Annotated in this window: 29 protein-coding genes, 4 tRNA genes and 1 riboswitch; of the genes, 16 read left to right on the top strand and 17 right to left on the bottom strand. The window is 55.8% G+C overall.

Annotated features, from left to right (window positions below; translation table 11 throughout):
* The first annotated feature begins 12 nt into the window (after positions 1–12).
* Both IC37_RS20320 and astE read left to right on the top strand, forming a co-directional pair.
* A complete protein-coding gene (locus IC37_RS20320) occupies positions 13–303 on the top strand; it encodes a hypothetical protein (protein WP_030131779.1) in 291 nt (96 codons plus the stop codon).
* 12 nt (positions 304–315) lie between these two features.
* Positions 316–1,326 (top strand): succinylglutamate desuccinylase, encoded by a 1,011-nt coding sequence (astE, locus tag IC37_RS20315; protein WP_030131780.1) that lies wholly within the window; start codon positions 316–318, stop codon positions 1,324–1,326.
* A gap of 156 nt (positions 1,327–1,482) precedes the next feature.
* Here the strand turns inward: astE and IC37_RS20310 are convergent, their stop codons facing one another.
* Positions 1,483–1,992, bottom strand: coding sequence for a 6,7-dimethyl-8-ribityllumazine synthase (locus IC37_RS20310; RefSeq protein WP_008071834.1), 510 nt, complete (start codon positions 1,990–1,992; stop codon positions 1,483–1,485).
* A 103-nt stretch (positions 1,993–2,095) separates the two neighbouring features.
* A riboswitch (FMN riboswitch) is annotated at positions 2,096–2,266 on the bottom strand.
* A gap of 315 nt (positions 2,267–2,581) precedes the next feature.
* On the opposite strand from IC37_RS20310, the gene ltaE reads away from it, so the two are divergent.
* From ltaE to IC37_RS20275, 7 genes are all read left to right on the top strand, one after another.
* Positions 2,582–3,586: a low-specificity L-threonine aldolase gene (gene ltaE / locus IC37_RS20305; protein ID WP_030131781.1), complete on the top strand. Its 1,005-nt coding sequence runs from the start codon at positions 2,582–2,584 to the stop codon at positions 3,584–3,586.
* Between the two features lie 146 nt (positions 3,587–3,732).
* A complete protein-coding gene (alaS, locus tag IC37_RS20300; RefSeq protein WP_030131782.1) occupies positions 3,733–6,354 on the top strand; it encodes an alanine--tRNA ligase in 2,622 nt (873 codons plus the stop codon).
* A 90-nt stretch (positions 6,355–6,444) separates the two neighbouring features.
* Positions 6,445–7,686: an aspartate kinase gene (locus tag IC37_RS20295; RefSeq protein ID WP_030131783.1), complete on the top strand. Its 1,242-nt coding sequence runs from the start codon at positions 6,445–6,447 to the stop codon at positions 7,684–7,686.
* Positions 7,687–7,873: 187 nt separating this feature from the next.
* Positions 7,874–8,062: a carbon storage regulator CsrA gene (csrA, locus tag IC37_RS20290; RefSeq protein WP_002554426.1), complete on the top strand. Its 189-nt coding sequence runs from the start codon at positions 7,874–7,876 to the stop codon at positions 8,060–8,062.
* Positions 8,063–8,124: 62 nt separating this feature from the next.
* A tRNA-Ser gene (locus IC37_RS20285) sits at positions 8,125–8,215 on the top strand.
* 107 nt (positions 8,216–8,322) lie between these two features.
* Positions 8,323–8,399, top strand: a tRNA-Arg gene (locus IC37_RS20280).
* Between the two features lie 71 nt (positions 8,400–8,470).
* Positions 8,471–8,547 (top strand) — tRNA-Arg (locus tag IC37_RS20275).
* Positions 8,548–8,566: 19 nt separating this feature from the next.
* Here IC37_RS20275 and IC37_RS20270 read toward each other — a convergent pair.
* Positions 8,567–9,085, bottom strand: a complete 519-nt coding sequence (locus IC37_RS20270) for a hypothetical protein (RefSeq protein ID WP_030131784.1) — start codon at positions 9,083–9,085, stop codon at positions 8,567–8,569.
* A 320-nt stretch (positions 9,086–9,405) separates the two neighbouring features.
* On the opposite strand from IC37_RS20270, the gene mgtE reads away from it, so the two are divergent.
* Entirely contained in the window at positions 9,406–10,848 is a 1,443-nt protein-coding gene (mgtE, locus tag IC37_RS20265; RefSeq protein WP_030131785.1) for a magnesium transporter, read from the top strand.
* A gap of 261 nt (positions 10,849–11,109) precedes the next feature.
* Here the strand turns inward: mgtE and IC37_RS20260 are convergent, their stop codons facing one another.
* Complete coding sequence (locus IC37_RS20260) at positions 11,110–11,436, bottom strand: Arc family DNA-binding protein (protein WP_003178899.1); 327 nt, start codon at positions 11,434–11,436, stop codon at positions 11,110–11,112.
* Between the two features lie 388 nt (positions 11,437–11,824).
* Here IC37_RS20260 and phnN point away from each other — a divergent pair, with 388 nt between their 5' ends.
* The gene (phnN, locus tag IC37_RS20255; protein WP_030131786.1) at positions 11,825–12,397 is read left to right on the top strand and encodes a phosphonate metabolism protein/1,5-bisphosphokinase (PRPP-forming) PhnN; all 573 of its coding nucleotides are present in this window, start codon (positions 11,825–11,827) and stop codon (positions 12,395–12,397) included.
* Here phnN and IC37_RS20250 read toward each other — a convergent pair.
* Positions 12,372–12,551 (bottom strand): PA3371 family protein, encoded by a 180-nt coding sequence (locus IC37_RS20250; RefSeq protein ID WP_030131787.1) that lies wholly within the window; start codon positions 12,549–12,551, stop codon positions 12,372–12,374. The two genes, phnN and IC37_RS20250, sit on opposite strands and share 26 nt — an antisense overlap.
* Before the next feature lie 22 nt (positions 12,552–12,573).
* Positions 12,574–12,807, bottom strand: a complete 234-nt coding sequence (locus tag IC37_RS20245; protein WP_030131788.1) for a hypothetical protein — start codon at positions 12,805–12,807, stop codon at positions 12,574–12,576.
* Positions 12,808–13,100: 293 nt separating this feature from the next.
* On the opposite strand from IC37_RS20245, the gene IC37_RS20240 reads away from it, so the two are divergent.
* Together IC37_RS20240 and mobV are read left to right on the top strand one after the other, a co-directional pair.
* Positions 13,101–13,177: transfer RNA gene (locus IC37_RS20240), tRNA-Arg, on the top strand.
* A gap of 481 nt (positions 13,178–13,658) precedes the next feature.
* Positions 13,659–14,672 (top strand): MobV family relaxase, encoded by a 1,014-nt coding sequence (gene mobV, locus IC37_RS20235; RefSeq protein WP_030131789.1) that lies wholly within the window; start codon positions 13,659–13,661, stop codon positions 14,670–14,672.
* A 302-nt stretch (positions 14,673–14,974) separates the two neighbouring features.
* On the opposite strand, the gene IC37_RS29565 is transcribed toward mobV, so the two are convergent.
* The 4 genes from IC37_RS29565 to IC37_RS20220 form a co-directional block, all read right to left on the bottom strand.
* Positions 14,975–15,265 (bottom strand): hypothetical protein, encoded by a 291-nt coding sequence (locus IC37_RS29565; protein WP_143519226.1) that lies wholly within the window; start codon positions 15,263–15,265, stop codon positions 14,975–14,977.
* 93 nt (positions 15,266–15,358) lie between these two features.
* Complete coding sequence (locus IC37_RS20230) at positions 15,359–15,541, bottom strand: AlpA family transcriptional regulator (protein ID WP_081729400.1); 183 nt, start codon at positions 15,539–15,541, stop codon at positions 15,359–15,361.
* A 79-nt stretch (positions 15,542–15,620) separates the two neighbouring features.
* Positions 15,621–16,346, bottom strand: coding sequence for a hypothetical protein (locus IC37_RS20225; protein ID WP_030131790.1), 726 nt, complete (start codon positions 16,344–16,346; stop codon positions 15,621–15,623).
* A 55-nt stretch (positions 16,347–16,401) separates the two neighbouring features.
* Positions 16,402–17,409 (bottom strand): phage major capsid protein, P2 family, encoded by a 1,008-nt coding sequence (locus tag IC37_RS20220; protein ID WP_030131791.1) that lies wholly within the window; start codon positions 17,407–17,409, stop codon positions 16,402–16,404.
* A gap of 123 nt (positions 17,410–17,532) precedes the next feature.
* Between IC37_RS20220 and IC37_RS20215 the strand changes: the two genes are divergently transcribed.
* Together IC37_RS20215 and IC37_RS30615 are read left to right on the top strand one after the other, a co-directional pair.
* Entirely contained in the window at positions 17,533–17,811 is a 279-nt protein-coding gene (locus IC37_RS20215; RefSeq protein ID WP_371916337.1) for an ogr/Delta-like zinc finger family protein, read from the top strand.
* Positions 17,808–18,023 (top strand): hypothetical protein, encoded by a 216-nt coding sequence (locus tag IC37_RS30615; protein WP_081729398.1) that lies wholly within the window; start codon positions 17,808–17,810, stop codon positions 18,021–18,023. The genes IC37_RS20215 and IC37_RS30615 overlap by 4 nt, the downstream gene beginning before the upstream one ends.
* A gap of 534 nt (positions 18,024–18,557) precedes the next feature.
* Here the strand turns inward: IC37_RS30615 and IC37_RS20205 are convergent.
* The 7 genes from IC37_RS20205 to IC37_RS20175 form a co-directional block, all read right to left on the bottom strand.
* Positions 18,558–20,342: a DUF927 domain-containing protein gene (locus IC37_RS20205; protein WP_030131792.1), complete on the bottom strand. Its 1,785-nt coding sequence runs from the start codon at positions 20,340–20,342 to the stop codon at positions 18,558–18,560.
* On the bottom strand, positions 20,339–21,352 hold the full coding sequence (locus IC37_RS20200) for a toprim domain-containing protein (protein ID WP_030131793.1): 1,014 nt from the start codon (positions 21,350–21,352) through the stop codon (positions 20,339–20,341). The genes IC37_RS20205 and IC37_RS20200 overlap by 4 nt, the downstream gene beginning before the upstream one ends.
* A 223-nt stretch (positions 21,353–21,575) precedes the next feature.
* Complete coding sequence (locus tag IC37_RS20195) at positions 21,576–22,190, bottom strand: hypothetical protein (protein ID WP_030131794.1); 615 nt, start codon at positions 22,188–22,190, stop codon at positions 21,576–21,578.
* A 99-nt stretch (positions 22,191–22,289) separates the two neighbouring features.
* Complete coding sequence (locus IC37_RS20190; protein ID WP_051414873.1) at positions 22,290–22,514, bottom strand: hypothetical protein; 225 nt, start codon at positions 22,512–22,514, stop codon at positions 22,290–22,292.
* On the bottom strand, positions 22,511–22,789 hold the full coding sequence (locus IC37_RS20185) for a hypothetical protein (protein ID WP_030131796.1): 279 nt from the start codon (positions 22,787–22,789) through the stop codon (positions 22,511–22,513). The genes IC37_RS20190 and IC37_RS20185 overlap by 4 nt, the downstream gene beginning before the upstream one ends.
* A complete protein-coding gene (locus IC37_RS20180) occupies positions 22,786–23,082 on the bottom strand; it encodes a hypothetical protein (RefSeq protein ID WP_081729399.1) in 297 nt (98 codons plus the stop codon). The genes IC37_RS20185 and IC37_RS20180 overlap by 4 nt, the downstream gene beginning before the upstream one ends.
* Positions 23,083–23,213: 131 nt before the next feature.
* A complete protein-coding gene (locus IC37_RS20175) occupies positions 23,214–23,414 on the bottom strand; it encodes a helix-turn-helix domain-containing protein (protein WP_030131797.1) in 201 nt (66 codons plus the stop codon).
* 115 nt (positions 23,415–23,529) lie between these two features.
* Here IC37_RS20175 and IC37_RS20170 point away from each other — a divergent pair, with 115 nt between their 5' ends.
* Positions 23,530–24,066 carry a hypothetical protein gene (locus IC37_RS20170; RefSeq protein ID WP_030131798.1) on the top strand — a complete coding sequence of 179 codons (537 nt, stop codon included), beginning with the start codon at positions 23,530–23,532 and terminating at the stop codon, positions 24,064–24,066.
* Here the strand turns inward: IC37_RS20170 and IC37_RS20165 are convergent.
* On the bottom strand, positions 24,059–25,270 hold the full coding sequence (locus IC37_RS20165; RefSeq protein WP_030131799.1) for a site-specific integrase: 1,212 nt from the start codon (positions 25,268–25,270) through the stop codon (positions 24,059–24,061). The genes IC37_RS20170 and IC37_RS20165 overlap by 8 nt on opposite strands.
* Between the last annotated feature and the right edge of the window lie 109 nt (positions 25,271–25,379).

Below are 25,379 nucleotides of genomic sequence, written 5' to 3'. Positions count from 1 at the left end.
GAGCGTAAAAACATGAGCGATACCCTGCAGCTGATCCTTGAAGATACCGACGGCACGCAACTGGAAACTTCCTGCACCCGCGTCGCGGTCATGTGGCAAGGCAAAGAGCTGTGGATCCAGCAGGACGGCCGCGGCCAGCTGCTGATCGGTGTGGACGTCGAAGAGGGTGACGCTGAATACGCAAACCTGCTGCTGCGCCCATTGGCGACTAATCTGGTAAGTCTGCAACTGGAAATGGAACCGGCTGAAGTCGGTGATGATGAGGACCACGTACACGGCCCGGATTGCAATCACGACCACTAAGGAAACCGCTCTATGCTCGCCCTCGGCAAACTGCTTGAACTGACCCTCGCCGGCCGCGAACCGGCGGAGAAGACTCAACTGACTGTCGAAGGCGTGCGGATGCGCTGGTTGAGCGAAGGTGCGCTGGAAGTCCGGCCACCTGAAGCTCGCGACAATGGCCTGGACCTGCTGCTATCGGCCGGCATCCATGGCAACGAAACAGCGCCGATCGAGCTGCTCGATCGCCTGTTGCATGACATCGCCCGCGGTGACTTGAAGCCGCGTGCACGTATTCTGTTCCTGTTCGGCAATCCCGAGGCTATTCGCCGCGGTGAGCGTTTCATCGAGCAGGACGTCAATCGGCTGTTCAACGGCCGGCACGAACAAACCAGCGGTTCCGAGGCGTTGCGCGCTTGTGAGCTGGAGCGGCTGGCGGCGACTTTCTTCAGCCTGCCGGACCGTAATCGCCTGCACTACGACCTGCACACGGCGATCCGTGGCTCGAAAATCGAGCAGTTCGCCCTGTATCCTTGGAAAGAAGGTCGTCAGCATTCACGCCTGGAACTGGCTCGCCTGCGCGCCGCTGGCATGGAAGCGGTGCTGTTGCAGAACAAGCCCTCCATTGTCTTCAGCTCCTACACCTACGACAAGCTCGATGCCGAGTCCTTCACCCTGGAGCTGGGCAAGGCCCGGCCGTTCGGGCAGAACGACGGGGTCAACGTCGACCTTCTTGAAACCCGCCTGAAGCAGATCATCGAAGGCACCGAGCCGCCAATGACCGACGAAGGGCTGGATGGTTTGCAGTTGTTCAGCGTCGCGCGGGAAGTCATCAAGCACAGCGATAGCTTTCGCCTGAACCTGCCGGCGGATATCGAAAACTTTTCGGAATTGAAAGTGGGGTATGTGCTGGCTGAGGATATCGCCAATACCCGCTGGATCATCGAAGAGAAGGGCGCCCGGATCATCTTCCCGAACCCCAAGGTCAAGAACGGCCTGCGCGCCGGCATCCTGATCGTGCCGACCACCGACAAAAACCTGGCCTAAGCACAACACATAACAAATGTGGGAGCGGGCTTGCTCGCGAAAGCGGACTGACAGTCAACAAATGCGTTGAATGTTAAACCGCTTTCGCGAGCAAGCCCGCTCCCACAGTTGATTTGAGTGAAGCCAGAGACCCCACCCAAATCACAGGTTTTGTGTTTAGACGGCGACTGCGCGGGGTTCGCTGCGACGCAATGCCCGCATTTTGTGCAGTGTATCCGCACAAGTCTTCGCCGCTTCCTGACCTTTATGTACGAAATGCTCGAAGAAGAACTTCTGATGTTCTTCGCCGGCATGGAAGTGGTGCGGGGTCAAAACCACCGAGAACACCGGCACTTCGGTTTCCAGTTGAACCTGCATCAAGCCGCTGATCACCGACTGGGCGACGAATTCGTGGCGATAGATGCCGCCGTCGACCACCAGGCCCGCCGCGACGATGCCGGCATAACGACCGGACTTGGCCAGCAGTTTGGCGTGTAGCGGAATTTCAAAGGCGCCGCCGACTTCGAAGAAATCGATGTCCGATTCCTGATAACCCTGAGCAATCATTTCGGCGACGAAGCCTTTACGGCTCTGGTCGACGATTTCCTTGTGCCAGCAGGCCTGGATGAACGCGACGCGCTCGCCCTGATGGTTTTTGCTTTTGCTATCGATTGCGGTGGGTTGCATGTTCTGACTCCTGTTTGTGTGAAAAACAGGGCGTTATGAATCGAATGGGATTTAAGGGTACGCAGGCTCGCACGAGTGCCTGCGGACGACCCTTTGGTGCCAATCCCGTTCTCTCTTCATCCGGACTATGACCGTCGGCCCCGGGATCACACCGGGTCTGCTGACCTTGCCGTCATCACGGCCATTGCCGTGCCTGTCGCCAAGCGCTCGCGGGCTATGCGCGTTGCGCGCAATTACCGCCGGTGGGGAATTGCACCCCGCCCTGAGAACGTTTTGCCGCCAGATTGTTTGGCGGCGAAGCGTTTTTAACACATATTTCCGGGGCGTGCATGGCCAATACCGGTCAATCAAGATGCGAAACCTGTGGGAGCGGGCTTGCTCGCGAAAGCGGTTTAACATTCAAAGCAAATGTTGACTGTCAGTCCGCCTTCGCGAGCAAGTCGGATCGCCGCACCGCCGCTCCCACATGAATTGTGCTTTCTCGAAGGAGTAACGTGCCTTTTCCTCGTTCAAGGCTTGATTATTCGCCGACATGACCGCAGTAATTCCAACCTGAAAGGGATTTTCCCTGCTTACCGAGGCCAGATTCATGAGCGTTATCGATCTTCGCAGCGACACCGTCACCCAACCGACCGCAGGGATGCTCGACGCGATGGCCAATGCGGCCACCGGTGACGACGTTTATGGCGAAGATCCGACGGTCAACCGACTGGAAGCCGAGCTTGCAAATCAGTTGGGTTTTGCCGAGGCCTTGTTTGTCCCGACGGGCACCATGAGCAACTTGCTGGGCCTGATGGCCCACTGCGATCGCGGTGACGAATACATTGTCGGTCAACAGGCCCACACCTATAAGTACGAAGGTGGTGGCGCGGCAGTGCTCGGTTCGATCCAGCCGCAACCGCTGGAAGTGCAGGCCGATGGTTCGCTGGACCTGGCGCAGGTCGCCGCCGCGATCAAGCCAGATGACTTCCACTTCGCCCGCACGCGTTTGCTGGCGCTGGAAAACACTATGCAGGGCAAGGTTCTGCCGCTGGAGTACCTGGCCCAAGCTCGCCGTTTCACTCGTGAAAACGGTTTGGCGCTGCATCTGGATGGCGCGCGGCTCTACAACGCGGCGGTCAAGCTGGGTGTCGATGCCCGGGAGATCACTCAGCATTTCGATTCGGTTTCGGTCTGTCTGTCCAAAGGCCTGGGCGCGCCGATTGGTTCGGTGTTGTGCGGCTCGGTCGAGTTGATCGCCAAGGCGCGACGTCTGCGCAAGATGGTCGGCGGCGGTATGCGTCAGGCCGGAATTCTCGCCGCGGCGGGGCTTTATGCGCTGGATAACCATATTCAGCGCCTGGTCGATGACCATGCCAATGCGCAGTTTCTGGCCGAAGGCCTGCGAGCGGCGGGCTATGAGGTCGAGCCGGTGCAGACCAATATGGTTTACGTGCAAATGAGCGACAAGGCCGAAGCGATCAAGGCCTTTGCCGCGACACGCGGGATCAAGCTCAGTGCTGCCGGTCGTCTGCGAATGGTCACGCATATGGACGTCAGCCGTGCGCAAATCGAGCAGGTGGTCGCTACATTCGTCGAGTTTTCCCGCAACTGATCGCGTTAGGGGTCCAATTGACCGTTTCTATCGTATAAACACGCTGTACCCCGGGCGCAGGGCCGATATAATGCGGCCCTTTGCCGTCGCTTCGTCTGTTGACGTTTCGCACAGGCCTTTGGCCGCAGCCTCCGTGGAAGAACCTAATGAAAAGCGCAGAAATCCGTGAAGCCTTCCTTCGCTTCTTCGAAGAACAAGGCCACACCCGTGTAGCCTCCAGCTCTTTGATTCCGGGCAACGACCCAACCCTGCTGTTCACTAACGCGGGGATGAACCAGTTCAAGGACTGCTTTCTGGGCCAGGAAAAGCGCGCGTACACCCGCGCTGTAAGCAGCCAGAAATGCGTGCGCGCCGGCGGCAAGCACAACGACCTGGAAAACGTCGGTTATACCGCCCGTCACCACACCTTCTTCGAAATGCTGGGTAACTTCAGCTTCGGTGATTATTTCAAGCGTGACGCCATCACCTACGCCTGGAACTTCCTGACCTCCGAGAAGTGGCTGAACCTGCCAAAAGAAAAGCTCTGGGTCACCGTCTACGCCAGCGATGACGAGGCGTACGACATCTGGACCAAAGACATCGGCGTGCCGGCCGAGCGCATGGTTCGCATCGGCGACAACAAGGGCGCCCCATACGCATCCGACAACTTCTGGACCATGGGTGATACCGGCCCGTGCGGTCCTTGCACCGAGATTTTCTATGATCACGGCGCCGACATCTGGGGTGGCCCACCAGGCTCGCCGGAAGAAGACGGTGACCGTTACATCGAGATCTGGAACAACGTGTTCATGCAGTTCAACCGCACCGCCGATGGCGTGTTGCACCCGTTGCCAGCGCCGTCGGTGGACACCGGCATGGGCCTGGAGCGGATCAGCGCCGTGCTGCAGCACGTTCACTCGAACTATGAAATCGACCTGTTCCAGAGCCTGCTGACCGCATCGGCCAAGGCCATCGGTTGCACCAACGACGCTCAGGCGTCGCTGAAAGTCGTGGCTGACCACATTCGTTCGTGCGGCTTCCTGGTTGCCGATGGCGTGCTGCCATCCAACGAAGGTCGCGGTTATGTGCTGCGCCGGATCATTCGTCGCGCTTGCCGTCACGGCAACAAACTGGGCGCCAAGGGCAGTTTCTTCTACCAGATCGTTGCGGCCTTGGTCGCCGAGATGGGCGAAGCGTTCCCAGAGCTGAAATCCCAACAGACGCACATCGAACGCGTGCTGAAAGCCGAAGAAGAGCAATTCGCCAAGACCCTGGAGCAGGGCTTGAAGATCCTCGAGCAGGACCTGGCCGAACTCAAAGGCGACGTGGTACCGGGCGACGTGGTGTTCAAACTCTACGACACCTATGGCTTCCCGATGGACCTGACGGGCGACATCGCTCGTGAGCGCAGCCTGACCATCGACGAGGAAGGCTTCGAGCGCGAAATGGAAGCTCAGCGTGTGCGTGCCCGCTCCGCCAGCTCCTTCGGCATGGACTACAACAGCCTGGTCAAGGTTGATGTGGCCACCGAGTTCACCGGTTACACCGCTCACAGCGGTTCCGCCAAAATCGTTGCTCTCTATAAAGAAGGGCAATCGGTTGACGTACTGAGCGAAGGCGAAGAGGGTGTGGTCGTTCTTGATCAGACGCCGTTCTATGCAGAATCCGGTGGTCAGATTGGTGATTGCGGCTTCCTCCAGGCTGGCGCTGCGCGTTTCGACGTGCGCGACACCACCAAGACCGGCGGTGCGTTCCTGCACCACGGTGTGCTGGATTCGGGCAGCCTGATCGTTGGCTCGCCAGTTCAGGCGCAGGTGGATGCCGATGTACGTCACGCCACTTCGCTGAACCATTCCGCGACTCACTTGCTGCACGCAGCATTGCGTCAGGTGCTGGGCGATCACGTTCAGCAGAAAGGCTCGTTGGTCGACAGTCAGCGTCTACGCTTTGACTTCAGCCACTTCGAAGCGATCAAGCCTGAGCAACTGAAAGCGCTGGAAGACATCGTCAACGCCGAGATTCGCAAGAACTCCGAAGTTGAAACCGAAGAAACCGACATCGAAAACGCCAAGCAAAAAGGCGCCATGGCGCTGTTCGGCGAGAAGTACGGCGACAGTGTTCGCGTGTTGAGCATGGGCGATTTCTCCGTCGAGCTGTGCGGCGGTATTCACGCCACACGTACCGGCGACATCGGTTTGCTGAAAATCATCAGCGAAGGCGGTGTGGCTTCCGGTGTGCGTCGTATCGAGGCAGTGACCGGCGCAGCAGCGCTGGCCTACTTGAACGCGGCTGAAGAACAACTCAAGGAAGCGGCCAACCTGGTCAAGGGCAGCCGCGATAACCTGATCGACAAGCTGTCGGCTGTGCTGGAGCGCAACCGTCTGCTGGAGAAGCAACTCGAGCAGTTGCAGGCCAAGGCGGCCAGTGCGGCGGGCGACGATCTGTCGGCTTCTGCCCTGGACGTCAAAGGCGTGAAAGTGCTGGCCGTGCGTCTGGACGGTCAGGATGGCAAGGCGCTGCTGGCGCTGGTCGATCAACTGAAAAACAAACTCGGCCGCGCAGTGATCCTGCTCGGCAGTGTCCATGAGGAAAAGGTCGTTCTGGTTGCAGGCGTGACCAAAGACCTGACTGGCCAACTCAAAGCCGGTGATTTGATGAAACAGGCTGCTGCGGCAGTGGGCGGGAAGGGCGGTGGTCGTCCAGACATGGCGCAGGGCGGTGGTACTGACGCTGGCGCACTGGATGCCGCATTGGCCCTGACTGTTCCATTTGTAGAGCAGGGTTTATAAGGCAGTGTGCCTGGCCCGCGGTCTAGTGGCGGGCCAGAACGCTGTTTGAGTGATTATTGGGCGCCCTTCATGGGCAGAGGCGGCTTTGAAATGGCTTTGATCGTACAGAAATTTGGAGGCACCTCAGTCGGCACTGTCGAGAGAATCGAGCAGGTCGCCGACAAGGTTAAGAAATTCCGCGATGCGGGCGATGACCTGGTGGTTGTGCTGTCTGCAATGAGCGGCGAAACCAACCGTCTGATCGATCTGGCCAAGCAAATCAGTGGCGACGGCCAGCCGGTTCCTCGTGAGCTGGATGTGATCGTGTCCACCGGTGAGCAGGTGACGATTGCACTGTTGGCCATGGCGCTGATCAAGCGCGGCGTGCCAGCGGTGTCGTACACCGGCAACCAGGTACGGATTCTGACGGATAGCGCGCACAACAAAGCGCGTATCTTGCAGATTGATGACCAGAAGATTCGCGGCGACCTGAAGGCCGGTCGTGTGGTGGTTGTCGCCGGTTTCCAGGGCGTCGACGAGCACGGCAATATCACCACGCTCGGTCGTGGCGGTTCCGACACCACCGGTGTGGCGCTGGCGGCAGCCCTGAAGGCTGACGAATGCCAGATATACACCGACGTCGACGGCGTCTACACCACCGACCCGCGTGTGGTGTCCGTGGCTCAGCGCCTGGACAAGATCACCTTTGAAGAGATGCTGGAAATGGCCAGCCTCGGTTCCAAGGTGTTGCAGATCCGTGCGGTGGAATTCGCCGGCAAGTACAACGTTCCGCTGCGCGTACTGCACAGCTTCAAGGAGGGTCCGGGCACCCTCATTACTATTGATGAAGAGGAAACCATGGAACAGCCGATCATTTCCGGCATCGCTTTCAACCGCGATGAAGCCAAGCTGACCATCCGTGGCGTGCCAGACACCCCGGGCGTGGCGTTCAAGATTCTCGGCCCGATCAGTGCCGCGAACATCGAAGTCGACATGATCGTGCAGAACGTTGCGCACGATAACACTACCGACTTCACCTTCACCGTGCACCGCAACGATTACCAGTCGGCGCAAACCGTGCTGGAAAACACCGCTCGCGAGATCGGTGCCCGTGAAGTCGTTGGCGACACCAAGATTGCCAAGGTCTCGATCGTCGGCGTCGGCATGCGCTCCCACGCAGGTGTGGCCAGCCGTATGTTCGAATCCCTGGCGAAAGAGAGCATTAACATCCAGATGATCTCGACTTCGGAAATCAAGGTGTCTGTGGTGATCGAAGAGAAGTACCTGGAACTGGCTGTGCGCGCTCTGCACACGGCTTTCGAACTGGATGCGCCGGCCCGACAGGGCGAGTAATGCGTTTCCCGAAGGGCGCGGTCTGACCGCGCCCTTTCGTTTTTTTGAATGGTGCGTACCAAAGCTGTTCTTTTGCTCGTGCTAGTCAATACTCAGGCATGTAGGGCTGCGATCGTTCTGGTTGTAGGTCGAATGCCTTTTTTTTGCAGACTGTTGTCCCTGAAATGAAATGCGTGAGGAGAAAGGTATGCTGATTCTGACTCGTCGGTGCGCAGAAAGCCTGATTATTGGTGATGGCGAAATCACTGTGACCGTGCTCGGCGTTAAAGGAAATCAAGTGCGTATCGGTGTAAACGCCCCGAAAGAGGTTGCTGTGCACCGTGAAGAAATTTACCTGCGTATAAAGAAAGAGAAGGACGAAGAACCAAGCCATTAATTTTTATCGTTTTTTATGTTTGCAAACGGGGAAAAGGTTGGTTAAGATACGCCCCGTGTTGCGGAGAGCTGGCCGAGTGGCCGAAGGCGCTCCCCTGCTAAGGGAGTACACCTCAAAAGGGTGTCGGGGGTTCGAATCCCCCGTTCTCCGCCATTATTTGCGTAGTACGTTGTAATCTGGCTTCTTCGGTAAGTTGTTGAAATTACTAGAAAAAGTGCTTTACAAAAAGATTTAACGGCCTATAATGCGCGGCAACAAATGCACTCGTAGCTCAGCTGGATAGAGTACTCGGCTACGAACCGAGCGGTCACAGGTTCGAATCCTGTCGAGTGCACCATTTAAGAGTTGTTTGCAGTAATGTGAATAACTTGGCTTCAACCAGTTGTGATCTGGTATAAAAACACAAATGCACTCGTAGCTCAGCTGGATAGAGTACTCGGCTACGAACCGAGCGGTCACAGGTTCGAATCCTGTCGAGTGCACCAAACAACAAAAAGCCCGCGTTTAACGCGGGCTTTTTGCCGTCTGCGATTTGGCTTTTCCTTTGGTACAACCTTTCTCGTCGAATTCGATATGAGCACTGCGCCCTCGCTTGTTGTCATAGCGGTAGCTTGTGGCTGAATTGCGGGTGCTGATCTTGTCGGGTTTGCCGAGAGCGCTCTCGACGTCCTGCTGACTCATGCCGGCAACGACCCGCTGATTGATGATCGCTATGCGGCGTTCTTTTGCGCTGAGCAGATTTCCACATTTGTCCTCGGACTGACCAACGATTGTCGGTTCTCTCCTTTGAATTTTCGTACCTGATGTTTCGCGAAACTCGGCTTCAGGCATCAGGGGCGTCACGCTGCCTGGCAGGAACGTGCGTACGTCGTGTGCCGAGAGGCCTTCTCCTGCCGTACAGCTCAAGGTTGTGAAGGTGATGTGCCCATTGGCGGCTTCGCACCGGTGAACGGTCGTGGCGAGAACCTGGGATGGCAGGCAGAGCAGGGCGGCAAGCAAATAGTAATGAGCATTCGATGGCATTCGACGTCCTCCATGACGGTCTCCATCAAGGGTAGTCATTACATTTTCAGGCGGCAGTGTGTTTTCTTTTCAGGATAAGTCGTCGCAGTTTCATGGATCAGGATGGTGCTCAAGTTTGTCTTGCAAGCGCTTGTTTCAGCCGCGATTTTTAACGTTTAAAACTCTCAGGCGGTGTTATCATTGCGCCCGTCAGCCCCGCCGGGGCTTGTGGAATACCTCCATGGACTTACCCAGTAGTTACTCAGTATCCCGTTTTTACAATCATGAATTGACTGATTGATCCTTCCGGCGTGCCCCGCTGCTGGGAGTGGAGTTCGCCTATGTCCGAAGTTGAAGTAAAAAAAACGCAGGAAAGCCTGCAGGACCGCCTCGCTCAAGTCATTGAGCTGCTGCAGCGCCAGCGGGTGGTCGAAGACCTGACTCATCGCCAGGAAGGTCCACATCACGACCGGGTCGAGAACCTGGTTCACCGGCAAAACCTCGTCGAGTTGCAGCGCAAGCTCGATGATCTGCACTCCGCCGACGTTGCCTACATCCTTGAAGCCTTGCCGCTGGACGAGCGTCTGACGGTCTGGCAATTGGTCAAGGCCGATCGCGACGGCGACATTCTGCTCGAAGTATCCGATTCGGTTCGTGAAACCCTGATCGCCGACATGGACGATCACGAGCTCCTGGCGGCGGCCAAGGACATGGATGCCGACGAACTCGCTGACCTGGCCTCCGAGCTGCCGCGAGACGTCGTCCACGAGCTGATGGAAACCCTCGATGGTCAACAGCGTGAGCGCGTCCGCTCCGCGTTGTCCTATGACGAGGAGCAGGTCGGTGCGCTGATGGACTTCGAGATGGTGACCATCCGTGAGGATGTCAGTCTCGAAGTGGTTTTGCGTTACCTGCGCCGTCTCAAGGAGCTGCCGGGCCACACCGACAAACTGTTCGTGGTCGATTACGACGGCGTGCTCAAGGGCGTGTTGCCGATCAAGCGTCTGCTGGTCAACGACCCGGAAAAGCAAGTCTCGGAAGTCATGGCCAGCGACCCGGTGAGTTTTCATCCGGACGAAGATGCTTACGAGGCTGCTCAAGCATTCGAACGGTACGACTTGATCTCGGCGCCGGTAGTCGACAAGAACGACAAGCTGATCGGCCGCCTGACCATCGATGAAATGGTCGACCTGATTCGTGAAGAGAGCGAAAACGAAGTTCTCAACATGGCGGGTCTGCGTGAAGAAGAAGATATTTTCGCGTCAGTCTGGAAATCCCTGCGCAACCGTTGGGCCTGGCTGGCGGTGAACCTGATCACCGCGTTCATTGCATCCCGGGTGATCGGTTTGTTCGAAGGCTCCATCGAGAAACTGGTAGCGCTCGCGGCATTGATGCCGATCGTCGCCGGTATCGGTGGCAACTCGGGTAACCAGACGATCACCATGATCGTTCGGGCCATGGCGCTGGACCAGGTCAGTACCGGCAATACGTCGCGACTGATGCGCAAGGAGTTGGCGGTCGGTTTGATCAATGGTTTGGTCTGGGGCGGCGTGATTGGTGTGGTGGCCTATCTGCTTTATGGCAGTTGGTCCCTGGGCGTGGTGATGACCGCCGCCATGACGCTTAACCTGTTGCTTGCGGCATTGATGGGGGTTTTGATTCCAATGACCCTGGCGCGGCTTGGGCGCGACCCGGCGATGGGTGCCAGTGTGATGATCACTGCCATGACCGACAGTGGTGGCTTTTTCATCTTCCTCGGGCTGGCGACGATTTTCCTGCTTTAACATCCTGCTTCAAAACAACCCGCCTGATCGGCCAACGCCAGTCAGTTAAGCGCAATCCATGTGGGAGCGGGCTTGCTCGCGAAGACGGCGGCACAGTCAACATTGATGTTGCCTGATACATCGCCTTCGCGAGCAAGCCCGCTCCCACAGGTTTCACACCTTAACTGACTGGCATTGAAGCCCAATCGGCGGGTTTTTTTTTAGCCAAATTTCAGGCAAAAAAAAGCCAGCAATTTTGCTGGCTTGAACTTTCGGGATGAATCAGGAAGCGTCTGCGGCCATTTCGGCATCATGGGCGATCAGCGAAACCAGAGCGTTTTGCTGACGGTGGGAGAGTTGGCGGAAGCGTTGCAGCAGTTCGCGTTCGTGCAAAGACAACTCGGGGCTGTCCAGGCGCATGCTCAACTCTTCACCCAGCGCGCCTTCCTGAATAAGGCTCTGCTCAAGGCGCGCGATGATTTCGGAGTTCATGCTGCGATGATGATTGCGAGCCACTTCGGCAATGCGTTCACGCATTCCGTCTGGCAGACGTACGACGAACTTGTCAGCCGTACGGCTGGAATAAATTGCCTGTTTCAATGGGCGCATATATTTAACCGGTTAGTTCAGGGGAGCGGTTCTCGGGATAGGCCGCAGGATGTCAGATAGGACAAGCACTCCAGCCAAATGTTCAACCTGAATTGAGAGAGGCGCGCATCATGCCTCAAATTAGCCAGATCATTGGCGTCAATTCTGTGACAAATATTGATCTGGGTAAAGGCTTAATGCCAGCACCTATTATCAGAAATGCGGACTGGTTTGAAAATAATCCATGAGTCCCTATCGCTGAACCGCGTCCTCTTGCCCGACAGGTGATGCCCGAAGACGCCTGAAGGTGCATGCTATGCGGATTCGATCCTTGTTCCTTACCTTTATACAGGATAGTGGCAAATGGCCGATTTACTAGTGCGGACGCGTGGCGCGGGATGATTTCAGGATGGGTGGCAGGCTGATTTATTTAATGGGGCCTTCGGGATCCGGCAAGGACAGCCTCATCGAAGCCGCTCGTGAGCCGTTGCGCGCAGGCAACTGTGAAGTTGTGCGCCGCGTTATCACGCGTTCAGCGGAGTCCGTGGGTGAAGACGCCATCGAGGTGTCCCGCGAGGAGTTCGAGCGACGCAGAGCCAAAGGGGATTTTGCGCTGTCGTGGCAAGCCAATGGGCTGGATTACGGTATTCCTGTGTGCATAGACCAATGGCTCGCGGACGGTCGCGATGTGTTGATCAACGGCTCGCGCGGACACCTGGCAGAAGCACAACAGCGCTATCCCGCGCTATTACCGGTGTTGTTGACGGTCAAGGATGAAGCCCTGCGTGAGCGTCTGCTACGGCGGGGGCGTGAGAGCCCGGCAGAAATTGAAGTAAGACTGCGCCGTAACGGGCTATTCACGGCTGACGATTCAATCGGTGATACGCAGATCCGCCGACTCGATAACTCCGGCGACCTTGCTGGCACCGTCGCCAATCTTCTGAAGCTACTGAGTCTCAGCGCAAAACCGGATCGAACTTGATTTTGCGCCCGGCGATCAGTGCAAGCACGAACAATGCACCGAACACGCCGCAGGCAATCAGGGGGAGGGTGACGATCGTGTCCTGGACCAATGACAGATGAAAGATGCCACTCAGTAAGGCGAGGATGAAACATCCTGCGGCTGATTTGGACATGCTGTGCTCCTGATGGGGGGATTCAAAATACCAAGCGTTCGAAAGACTGTGCGCGCTGCTGAATCGTCTCTTGGCTCACCTCTTGGCCGACAACACTGCGTTGATCGTTCGCGACTGCCAATTGAGGCGTTTTTTGCAGCTGCAGGTAATGAGGGATGCGTTGAGCAATCGTTGCAGCGTCGTTTTCGGGGAAGAAATGAAAACCCAAGAGAACCGCCAAAGCGACCGCATTCGCGATTAAAAGCGCGCTGTTCATGGAGCTGATCTCCTGTGTGTTCTGGGAGAACAGTCGAAGCAGCCCGCATGCCAAAAGTTTAACGGCTATTAAATCCTTTAAAAACAACGAATTAAGATATATTTTAAAAATATGCGCATTGCATTTTGCAATGATGGCATTTTGCGGTGATGCAATTTGCACGGTAAACAAAGCGACGCTACCGTGAGGCGTCTGCCTACACTTAAAAAGCCCTACGGACGACATGACAAAAACGGGCCTGCCCGTTAACATGCACGCCGTCCATCGCTGCGCATCCTTGCGCAGCGACTTGTGTCTCAGTAGCTCAATTGGATAGAGCATCCCCCTCCTAAGGGGAAGGTTGGCAGTTCGAACCTGCCCTGGGACACCATATAATTCAAGGCCTCCAGCGACTCCATGCTTTTTCGCTTTAACCTCATGGGTGCAGAGCGGGTGCATAAGGAATATTCGAGGTTGTAAAAAGCCCCGCACAGGATCAGCTGTTGGGGTTTTTTTTATGTCGATTGCTAGATGCTCACCAGGTCGCTCAGTTTGAAGCCAAGACTGTCCTAATTACGGGGTCGCTTTGCTTAATGCTGAGGCGCCTGGTCGTGAAAAATGCAGGGGCTGAGTAGAGGCTATTGCTCAGATTTCACGTAGTGACGCGCTCTCTCTCCCTACATTCAAACCGGAACGACTCCGGTATTCGCCGTTGTAGCTTTTCTCCCTGCGAAGCAGGCCCACCATCGCGAAGCGATGTGTAGTGGGTTACACATTGCCGCCTTCAGTTTGTTCAAGCTGGGGGTTGCAATGGGTGATGCTCCAAGCGCTTAACTGACTGATAAGGCAGTTAAAGGCGACGGAGAAGCGCTATGGCTTACGCAATTATCAGGGCGAAGAAACTCAAGAGCATGGGGGCGGTGTCGAGGTCGGCACAGCACACGTTCAGGATGCAGCCCACCCCGAATGCAGATCCCGCACTCACCGGACGAAACCGAACGGTGGGGGCCAAAGGATCGGATCAGATACTCGCTGCCCTGGTGCGCACTCTGCCGACGAAAAGGCGCAAGGATGCGGTGCTCGTGATTGAGTACCTGGTCACCGCGTCCCCTGAAGCTTTCAAGCGTCACGGCGGGCGTTTGGATGATATGGGGGACGGTTATTTTGCCGATGCGTTGAAGTGGCTGAAGACGCGCCACGGTGCAGAGAATGTCCTCAGCGCGACCGTTCACCTGGATGAATCAACGCCGCATATGGTCGTTTACGTTGTGCCGATGACGGCAGACATGCGGCTGTCGTGCCGTGACTTCCTCGGCGGGCCTGAGAAACTCAGAGCGATGCAAACCAGTTTCCATGCCGAGGTTGGGGCGCTGCGTCGCCTGGAGCGCGGCGTGGAGGGTTCCAAGGCGAAACATGAGGCGGTGTCGGCGTTCTACTCGACCATGGCAGCAGCAGGCGAAGCGCCGGTGCTGAGGCCTCGCGACTATGCGGCGGCGGCTATCGGGGTGAAGACTGAAGCCTGGCAGCGAGCCGAAGCCGTGGCCAGCGCCAATGCCCAGGGCGCAGCTCGTCACGCGCGTTCAAAACAGGCAGTGCTGTCGCGTGCGAGGGCCGTGAAAAAAGCAGCGGCCCAGGTGGAAGATCGCCAGCAAGAAATAGAACGGCGGGAGCAACAGCTGCGCAACAGAGAAGTGGATCTGGATCGGCGCTCCAGGGCCATTGATGGCCTGGTGAACCAGGTCAGTGAGGCGGAGCTGGCAGCGGTTGTGCTCGCTGCTGAAAAGTCCGCCCTGGAGCATCGTCTAAAAATGCTTGAAGGGAGTCAGGCCAATGACAAAGCCCAGGCGCGAAAGGCTCGCCACAATCAGGAACTCACGCTTGGCTGAGCGCACTGCCTAACCTCTAACGCAGAAAACGACAAACCCCGCACTGGGCGGGGTCGGTCGTTTGCAGGCTGGCTGACGTTGCCCCGAGAGAATTCAACAACGCCAGGCAGCGTGAGGCGAGTATATCTGGTCACATAAGGCCTATAGCGAAAAAAACGGCAGCGAAAATAAAACTTCCTGAAAAAGCACTTATCCCCCTCCCGCCGACGGGCTTCGTGTGTGTTTTTTTTGCAAACACAGATGTAGTGCAAACCATCCTCCAGCCCAGGCGGGCCGTGGGGCTTCCCAGGCAATCGCCCTTTTCATTTTGTGCAAAGTTTTGCAAAGAAATGCAAAACCATTGCACAGGCAATGCTCCATTCCTGACGGTGTTTCAAGTCACCAAACCCAATGGCAATAGGGGTGCGGCGGAGTTTTCTCAAAGTGAACGGCTTGTTTTTTTTGGTTGCATTCGTGATGCGATGGGAGCGAATTGAAAGCGTGCAGGCCATATGGAACAAGGCTTTCAGCCCAGTTTGCGGGGTTTTGTCGATTGCATGTCTCTTCGTGCGAGCGCCTGCGGTGGTGCAATCGAAAACACAGCTTTCGCCCATTTGAGGGAGGGTCTGAAAACAGCTTTTTTGAGAGTCGCCGGAACTGGCAGGCCTTACGGGTGAGGCGGCAAAGCGAAGGGGAAGTTAGGCCGTTTACACGGCCTTAACTGGGCACCACTCAGCAGGATTTTCCTGCCAGGCAATGATTGCTGACTCACGCCATCCGACACGCCCTGGTGAGATGCGGACAGGTCTGGGGAACTGTCCGCTTTTCATCACTCGCCAGAGGGTGGTTCGAGAAAGGGAGGTGACATCGAGCACGTCCCTTTCCCGCATGAAACGATCCAGCTTGCTCACGTTGGGCTCCTACGATCTGAGCCTATGCGAGACTCCTAAACTGACTGGTCGTTGAATCTCAGGACGCGGCGATTGTGCGCTTAAGTTTCAGAAGGGCAGCAGTGTTATCTACGGCTGCTTCTTTCGGTACAGCAGGCGGCATCGCAGCCAGTGTTGGAGCCTGTGTTTCTTTCTCGGCCCCATCAAATAACTGTTCAAGTTTTTTCCCGAGAGCAATCCAGGTGAGTTCTTGAATTTTCATTTGTCGTGCGTGCTGGCTGTTACAGCGAGAGAGCACCACATCATGCTCGGCAAGACTTTTTAGCATTACGGCGTGGGATAATGTGAACAGCTCCAACAGAATTTCGAGAGTGCCACCCTGCTTTAGCGCCTGCTCTAACAGATCCTGTTGAAATAGTTTGTTGATCGAACCTGGAACGCCCACCAACTTTAAGCGCGCCTCGGCTACCTGAATAATTAAGCTGTTTGGAATACCGGCTCGCGCTTCGGCGGTAAAGCGCAATTCCTGAGCGTCCTTCCTGAGCTGAGCACTGCGTTCAATTTCGTCATTGATTTTGCTCTGCTCGATGCTGCCTGACTTGCCCTGGGCATTCCAAGAGGCGTCCGTGCGGTTGGCCTGACCTTCAAGTTCGGCGGCTTTCTGCGTGAGTCGTTGGTTTTCTTGCATTACCTCGGTGTATCGATTTTGCAGAGCGATGTAAGCGTCTCTGTTGACCTCGAAGTTAGCCAGGCTCTGCTGTAGTTCGGGGCTCAATTTTTCTCGGTCAATGGTGGCGAGTTGCATTACGTTAATCCTTACTCAGTTAGATTATGTTGTTTGCGCCCTGGTGCGAGGCTTATCACACCAGTTCTACGTTCTCAGCCATGGCGAGTTTCCCAAACTGCTCAACTACATAGCCTTCGTTCCGGCTGTTGTAATCTTCGACGCGGTTACGCTTCGAATTTTCCAGCATGATTACGCGCCAGCTGGATTCTTGGAAGTAGATCGACAGATTGTCCCAGCTGGTGACCAGTACGGCGTTCACCGGGAAGTACGGCACGCTGAAACTCGGTACGCCGCCATAGGTGCTCACAACCTGCGCACTTTCTATACGCTCTTTCTCAGTGGGTGTGCCCGCCTGCTTGGCATATAACACGGCCTTGGCGTGAGCCAGCAGGTCAGATCCGATGATCGCGATCAGGTCGCCGGCTTCGCGTAAGTTTTCGTCAATCGCTCGCGTTACGTCATATACGAGGGCGTCCAGGTTGGCATAGTCGCCGCCTTCACCCAGGCGAATCTTGCCAGCCTCCAGACCCTGACTGAGCACCTGGCCTGGCACCTTCTCACGGGCCTGTTGCAGCCAGCCTTTGTTGACATCTTCGAGCATGGGGAAGGCTTCAATGTCGGTCTGTGCGGCGGCATGAGTGCCACGAAACCCAACCATCATGCGATCTAAGGCGATTTGCTTTTGCACCGCGTCGGAATAGCGCTTGTGGAAGTCCGGAAACTTGGCCCAGGCATCAAGTTTAGCGAATGGCAGACTAACATCCGATTCGGTAGGCGACAGTTCGTAAGTATTGTTTTCCAAGTTGGAAAAGTCTTTAACTTCGCGGTCTTTAGTTTTGATGTCAGTTCGGCTGGTTACAGGGCCGGTTACCCCGAACATGACTTTTTCGCCTTTGATCTCACTAACTGGAACAATGTTGATGCGTTCTAGAAAGTCAGATTTTGCCGTAATTTTTTCATTGAGTGATTGGGCTGCACTGGGTTCGACAGCAAAAGAACGAGCCCCTTCGGGCGCTTTGTAAACCTTGGCGTATGCCTGCTTTAAGATTGAGAACTTTGCGTTACCGTTATTGTTGCTCATAGGGGTTTCCTGTTCGCAGGGTTGAAGTGCGGATCGGTTATTTGACTTGTTGGGTGTGGTGGCGAAGTTGCATGTAATGTGCCTTGCCTACGTGTTAATATTAACATAGTGCAGTATCTTTTTATGTGTTTAGGGTCTTGTTCAATGCGAATTTACTGTAGAGATTGTGGCAATAAAGCGCTCATCACTAGAGTCGAAGAGGAAACAGCGCAGTATGCAAAGCTTTATTGCATATGCCTTGAGCCTACTTGCGGGCATGGGTTCATTTCTGAGCTTCGCTTTTCGCACACACTTAAACCATCCAAGATTCTGCCAGCAGATGAAAAGATACTTGATCGAATACTAAAACTTACTGGCGAGCAGCAAAAACAACTACTCGAACAGTTGGACATGTTGACATGACAGGATCCATATCAGGGGTTTTGACCTTTCAGGATCTTCAGCGCATTACGGGATACCAAAGGCGCTCGGATGTTGAGCGTTCATTGATCGAGCAGGGGGTGCACATATTCCGTGGTCGCTGCGGCCCCTGGACAACGCTTGATCTAATCAATCGAGCGGGCGGTTTGGATATGCAGCCAGCGAACGACAAATACGCACCTGACATCCTGTGACTAGCTCAGGCAGAGCAAAAGCTGCTCGCCAAGAGGGGAGGCAGTGACGGTGGGGTGCCTGATTGTCCTTCGTCATGGCTTCCAATATCAGTGATCTAGATCAAATGTATTTAGAGCTGTCAATAAAAATCACACCCCCCCCCTGTTACCGCGTCTGATTTCGAAAACAGAAGGGGTACACGGGATTAAGGGGAAGCCCTTATAAACCGTGGCTTACAGAGAACTTGTTCATTCCCTGCCTTTTTTTCAAGGGAATTTCCGTGAGGGGAATGCCCTTATTAAACAGAGATGTATTCCCTTATCCCTTTTCTCTATTCTATTAAGGGAATGCTGTAGGCCTCGTATTTACTGGCTCTTTCCCTCATTCCCTTAATTCCCTTGAAAATACACTGCTGCCGACAGTTGCCAGCCCCTAAGCAGCCTGACAACTGCGCGCGCCTTCGCTCCGTGATTTCAAGGGATGCGGGTCACTACGACAAAGGGAATAGGTTCACTACGACAATTGAGAGCGTCCGCCTAGCGTGCAAACTTGCCTCATCGGCCTGCGCCTTCCTGGTCGAGTTTTGCGGGATCAATCACATAAAAACGCGACTTTCCTCCTCCTGGCATGAAGTAGCTTTTGTTGGCGCGCTTCTGGCCTTTCTCATTGTCCACTTTGGCGAGCGCGTCCACGTTCTGGAGCGCACGAATAATCCTATCTAGACTGAAACCGATAGCGGCCTCTGCCAGACCTGGCTTATTGAACAAGTACAGGCGCATACCGTCATCGACTTCGTAATAACCGGCTCGGTTATGCACAGTGGTGGTGCCAGAGTGACGGAACTCGGAAAAACGACTGTCGCCGTGCAAGTCAATAAAGTTAGCGACGCCACGCAGTATCTGCCGATCCTCGGCGCTACCGTCTCCCATTGTTGAAAGCCATTCGTTAAACAGGAGTCGGCAAGCATTGACGGCGGTACCTTTGGGCCAGTTCAGCAGATTACGGCGGATAGCCGACTCACCGGCCAGAGCCATAATCGCGAAACGATCAGCTACACGGCCAGCCTGTGAACCTTCGGTGGCAAAGGCCTCCCGAATCTGTCGGAACGCGCTATGCAGATCCTCGGGTTGTTGAATCAGAGACTCCACAAATGCTGGGCCTAAATGGCCGTAATTCTGAGAAACAGCATCGTTAAGCGTTCGGTGAAACTCTTGCCCACTCATTCCGTGCACATCATCGAAGGCGCGGTGTGTACGAGTACCGGCATTGACGTCCACCATGCGCAGTTCGGCCCCGGCGTGGGCGCCACTACCACCGATGGCTGCATGGTCTGACAATGAGCGCTCGCCGCTGGAAAGCGCCAGTACACGCCAGGTCAACTTGGCGCGGCCCTCTCGCTCCCTGGTCATGGTGCCCTTGCCCATCCCGTTGGCGATGGCATACGCCATTTCCTGAACTCGCTTGGGGTCGGCCCGTTTAATTTCGTCCAGGATCAATACGGTGTCGTTGCGCGAGGCAGCCTCAATCTCGACACCGCCTTTCGATACGTCCCATGACGCCGCGAAGCTCCCTGGATTACCCCACGCTGACGCGGCCAAGAGCTGAGCTAGCGATTTGCCACTCGACGAATCACCTACCAGGTGAACGCCGCCCCCATTCACCCCCACCTTGGCGAGCAGAGGCCCTGCCAAGGCGCAACAGACCGACAGGATCAACACGGGGTTGCCCAGGCAGCGGGTAGCAATCTCGGTTTGCCAGCCAGTGATAGACCCCTTGCTGGTGAAGATATTGGCGGCCCTGCCAGAGTCCTGGAAACGCACGTTATCTCCGCCAATGACGCGAGACGGCAGAACGAATGCACCTGACTCATGCCAGCCTGGTTTGGTGGTGGTCGCGATCACCAATTCGGGCGATTGATGGCTCGCCAAGTAGGGCACGATCTGGCGGCGCTGGTGGTGCTCGATGACTAGGCCTCGGCCCAGCAAAACCTTCATGACTTCATCACCCTTACCGGCCAGCGACTCCATGGGCATGACCCACTCGATCCGCTTTCCCCGGTGGCTGAATGACAGCAGCCGCCCAATGGTGCCGTCTTCCGAGTTAACCGTTTCAGCTTCGACGATTAACGGTGCGCAGATCCAGTTATCTACGGGGATAGCCTTTTCATCCGGGCCGCTTTGCTTCAAGCCGTGGTACCAGGTGCCAGGCTTGTATGTCCTGCCCTCGATTGTGCGAGCGTTCTCGTAGACGGCATAACGTGGTCGTTCCAGCTTTTCGTTTGTAGGCGCTTTGGGCTCGCCCACCAGGCTCAAGGCCGGGGGCTGTTCGTAAGTGCTCATACCTTGCGGCTCTCTTTGGATTGACCTGCAAGCCAGAGGTGCAGGTCGTTGAAATCGGATAGGTGGGCCGGGGCGTCATCGGGCCACTCGGGGAAAACCACACGAGCATCGGCTGCGCGGGCTGCCTGATTGGCAGCACGCTTTCCCGGGTTGCCTCCCGTGTCTCGGTCGTCATCACCGGCAATCACCAGATCCAGCGTTGCGCCGTAGCGCTCGCGCATTGCCAGGGCCACCGGTTTGAGGTTGCCCGCGTTCATTGCGCAGACCACCGGACTCCCGGTGTTTTGGTGCAGAGTTGCGCCAGTCGCCCAGCCTTCGCACACATACAGGCGGCAGCCTTCTGATAGCTTGCCCAGGGGCGAATAGCAGCCCTGGACACGGCCATCCTTCAAAAAGCGTTTGCCGCCGTCCGGGGTGATTATTTGCAGATTGACCAAGCGCCCTTCATCGCAGAGCGGAACCAATAGACGGCCCTGGCCCGACTGGCGCAACAGGTACGGATGTACGCGTTTCGCCAGCAGGTAGGTGTGCAGCGGATAGGCAGGCTTCGCCATTTTCCAGAGCTGCGAAGCATGACGGGCAGCATCACGTTTTTTATCCTCCTGGCGCTGCTGCTCACGCAGACGCCAAGATTCGCGCTCCTGGTCGACCTGTCGGCGGCGTTCATGGAACAGCTGAGCATCGGCAGTCGTGAGATTGAACAGGCCCAGGCGCAGGCGCTCATCAATTTCCTTTGCTGCGTCCATCTGCCCACATCCGCGCAGATATGCCAGTAGCGACACCAGGTCACCACCGTGCACGCTGTCGTCGGCAAAATCATTCCACCGGCCAGAGTCGAGCGAAACGCCGAAGGAACCGGCCTGCCGATCCCCACGGGCAATGTTTGCAGCCACCCACTCGCGGCCTTTGCGCGATCCATTCGGAAACCATTCAGGCAGCAGAGTTTCCGCTGCGCTCAGGGCTTGCTGAGCTGTGTGACGAATCAGATCAACGGGGCTTGGCTTCATCATGATTTCCTTCCTACCCGCCTGGCTTCATGGCGGATCAAATAGAGATCTGCGGCGTGAGCATCCCCGCGTACCGTATGCCCATGACGAACAGAGGCGGGGAGCGTTGGTGCTTTTGGCCAGAGCCACCAGGTGGCGAGGCTGATTTGATGTCGAGCCCCCAGCCGCTTGGCCGTCGCCCGCGCAGGCTCAGGAGGGGAGCGGCGCCTGGCGGGTCTTTTGGTGGTCATAACGAATCCCCTTGCGCCAGGTCAACGCGCACAAATACGTGCTTGTCGTTGAGCGTGTAAGGGGTGTTCGGCTCGAGGCCGTTTTCACCGATGTAGCCGGTCACAGTGCGAGAGCGCCTCGACCGGTTATGCCTGTACTTGAGACGGATTTCTCCTTGTTCACCGGCGCAAACAGTGCCCCCGACTCCGGCGCTGGCCGTGCCGCTATCCCCGACAACGGCTGTGCCATAGTCTCCGGCAGTAGCTGTTCCCAGAACTCCTGCGGATGCCCTGCCACAGCTCAATACGTAGGCCACGCCACAATCTCCAGCATCGGCCCGGCCCCAATCTCCAGCACTGGCTGTTCCGAAAATTCCAGCGTAAGCGGTGCCTCTGTCCCCTACTATGGCTGTTCCACTTTCCCCGGCCATGGCGTTGCCGCTGTCTCCGGCAATTGCAGTGCCGTAGTCGCCTGTCTGGACGCTTTGTAGGTCACCGCCTAGGCAGTATGAGCGAACAGGTTTTACATACCCGTCCTGAGTGCTTTGTTCGTCCTGGTGCGGGGCTACAACGGCTTTTTTCAGGCAGGCCGATCCCGTCAGCGCATCACTGCGCTTTAGAAAAATATTCATCTCAGTCGTCCCTTAAAAATGGGAGGAAGGTCACAGGGCTGATACGCCTGTTACCCCTTCGCTACAGCTCACATCAGCGATGGTCGGCGTCTCCGGTCATCAGTCAGCCTGCTTCAATCGCGGCGGCGGCAGCGCTTCAGCGGCGGACTTGATCACCTGCCAAATATCCTCACCTACTCGCTCCAGGAACGAGGCGATCATTTCAGGGGTGTAGGTGGATGAACCCCGCACCTCACCGAACAAAATGCTCAGCAGGTTGATGGATTCTTGGGCGCGGCGCAGATTGTAAAACTCGTCTTCGGTCATGCTGTAGGGACGGTTCATTGCGTACCCCCGGCGTTCGGGGCGCGCACGTTGTTCTGGTGCGCAGCGAAGCGCTGATTCAGGCCTTCGGTTTTCTCATTGATCGTTGAACGGTATCCATAGGCCAGATACTGAGTGAGTTCTGCCAGACGTTCGCCGTGATGGTCGTGACCTTCGACAGTCGCCTTTCGGGTTGCCCAGGCCAACGTATCGAACCAGTCCATGTAAGTGGAAGCGGTTTCCAGCTCATCAATGGCTTCGACGGCGATAGCGGTGATGATTGTTGACTTGTTCATTGGACACCACCTTGAGTTTCCAGGGTGCGAACAATGTCCATGTGCGCGTTGTAGCGTTTGAGGCGACCTGATAGTGATGAATTTTCGCTGAGGGCCCTCAGGGCTATGCGGCGGTGAGCCATCAGGCGAATTGCGGACGGAATGAGGATCGTCATGAGAAGTAAGCATGACTTTAGAATGCTGGCTGGCTGTTCTAATGCCGCGGGCTGTGGCGGAAATAACAGCAAGTTAACGCCAGAGCTGGCATGGCTTGCTGGTAGCAGAGTAACATTGGGCAATTGCATGGTTTTCATCCAAGAGTTCTGTGTGATACGTCGGGTCGGTGCTGGTAACACTGACCTGGCATTTTTTATTTTCGGCCTCTGTTCTGCTGGCCTTGTGACTCGAATCCTTTCCTGACTGACTCCCATTGCGGCTTTCGCGCTCAACGGGATCCACCCTTAGCTGTCCGCTCAATCCAAGCCTTGAGTTCCTTCATCAGGATCAAGCGTCGCCGCCCGAGCTTGAATGCTTTGAGGTCACCTGAAGCCATAACTTCGTAGATGCCTGATCGGGAGTAGCCGGTCAGACGTGCGGCTTCTTCGACGCTTACAGACAGCGATGGGGTGATTTCTGCGTTGCTCATACCTTTCTCCTTGAGTACCCCGGTGGACTGTACGATACTGAACCGGACGTAAGCATATTATTTGTAAGTAACATTTGATGCAAGCAGATTTTGTTACTTACACATTGGAGTGAGAATGGCAAACCGTTCAAAAAAGGTCGTGATTTCGGCAAGGATCCCCCCTCGACTCAAGGCTGCTCTTGATCTTGCGTCGATTTTGGAGGGGCAGCCGATAGTGAAGCTGCTGGAAGCTTTGCTAGAAGAGGGGCTTAATGAAATTGACGCACCTAACCCGTTTAGGGGGGGGCAGTTGGATGGCAGTAAGCTCAATTTTATGACTGTGTTTGATGCTATTTGGACAGAGGATGAAGTGCTTTTCAGGCTTAGGACATGGGCAGCTGGGCCTGAGTTTTCAAGTGTAAAAATTTGGCGCCGGATAACGAGCCTAATTCAGTCAGATTATTTTAAAGGTGACGTTGATCTTTTCGGCGATTTGAACGGCTACACCCAAACATGGGGTGGTGTTCCTGAAAGGTATCTAATTAATCTGGATTTGATTAAGGAGGAATGGATGCTGATTGACGAATATTTATCATTCCTTGATAAAAATACGAATCTGTCCCCATCGTATGAGTCTTTCAAAAAAATGCTGCAAAGTGAAAGCGTTAAATGAGCTCAACTGCTGCTGCTTTTGTGCCTGGAGCGAGATGCGCGTAACGCAGTGTCATTTTTATATCCGAATGACCTAGCAGATCACGCACTGTATTTAGCGGCACGCCGGCCATCACCAGGCGTGATGCGAAGTCATGGCGCATATCATGCCAGCGAAACCCCTCGATTTTGGCCTGTTCTAACAGCCTGAGCCAGGCGCTTTTAACGTCCTCTAATCGGCCTCCTTCCTGGCTCGGGAATACATAACGAGATTTGCCAGCCTGTTTTTTCCATTGCTCCAGAACGCTCACGGTTTCCTTGTTCATGGGGATGTGCCGGGTATCGCTCGTTTTGGTTGTATCGCCAGCGGCAGTGATTGTGTTTGTGTTGAAGTTCACGGCAGACCATTTCAGATCGAATAGCTCCCCGCGCCTCATGCCAGTGTTCAGTGATACCAGCACCATTGGTTTCAGGTGATCGGTGAAAGGCAGTTGCAGCAAACTTTGCATCTGTTGCCTGCCACGAACCGCACGCCACTGATTCGCACTCTCACGCTCAGCTCGCATTTCATCCTGACGAGTGTCCATGGCGTCGCGAAGGCGTTTGGCCTCGTCGGTGTCCAGGTAGCGAACTAGGCCCAATGAGTCGACCTTGAGCTGTTTCAGCTTGGCCAGTGGATGCGTACTGAGGTACTCCCACTCAACAGCACGGCTGAACACGCCGCTGATTGAGCCCATTTTTCGGTTAACCGTCGACGGCTTATTGCCAGCCTGCATCCAAGCAGTACGGATTTGCTCCAGGTCACGGCCAGATATCGCGTCGATGCGCTGAGGCATGATCGCGTCAAAGTTGTTGTCCAGGGTGTGCAGGGTCTTTTCGTGGCCCTTATGGTGAGCCTTAAACCAGGGCATGTAAGTGTCGTCGATAAAGTCGCGCAAAGAGGGAAGGGTGGCCCCCTTGCGACTTTGAGTTATGGCTAAGGGCTCTCCTAGCTTGCGTGCCTCTGCAAGGTACTGTGTTGCCTCTTGCCGGGCCTGGTCAAGCGTCAGGATGCCCACGCGCCCAAGGGTCTTTTTACGTGCCCGTGCCCAAGTCACCACGTAAGACTTGGCGCCTGCGGCTGTTACGCGAACAAACAGTCCCGTGACGGTAGTATCGTGGATCTCGTATTCACGACCTGTTACCTGCATGGATGCCAGCAGTTTGGCGGTCAGCTTTTCTTTCACTTGAACCTCATGGGTGCAATATGGGTGCAAGAATGACTATACGGAACCGTTTTGTCGGACACAACCGGACTGAAAAGCCCAGTGGTGGCGGGGATAGTCCATTGGTTGC

The sequence above is a fragment of the Pseudomonas sp. QTF5 genome (assembly GCF_000512695.2).
Taxonomy (GTDB): Bacteria; Pseudomonadota; Gammaproteobacteria; order Pseudomonadales; family Pseudomonadaceae; genus Aquipseudomonas.
The sequence above is the reverse complement of the archived record's forward strand: the minus strand, read 5'-3'. Positions and strand labels throughout refer to the sequence as shown.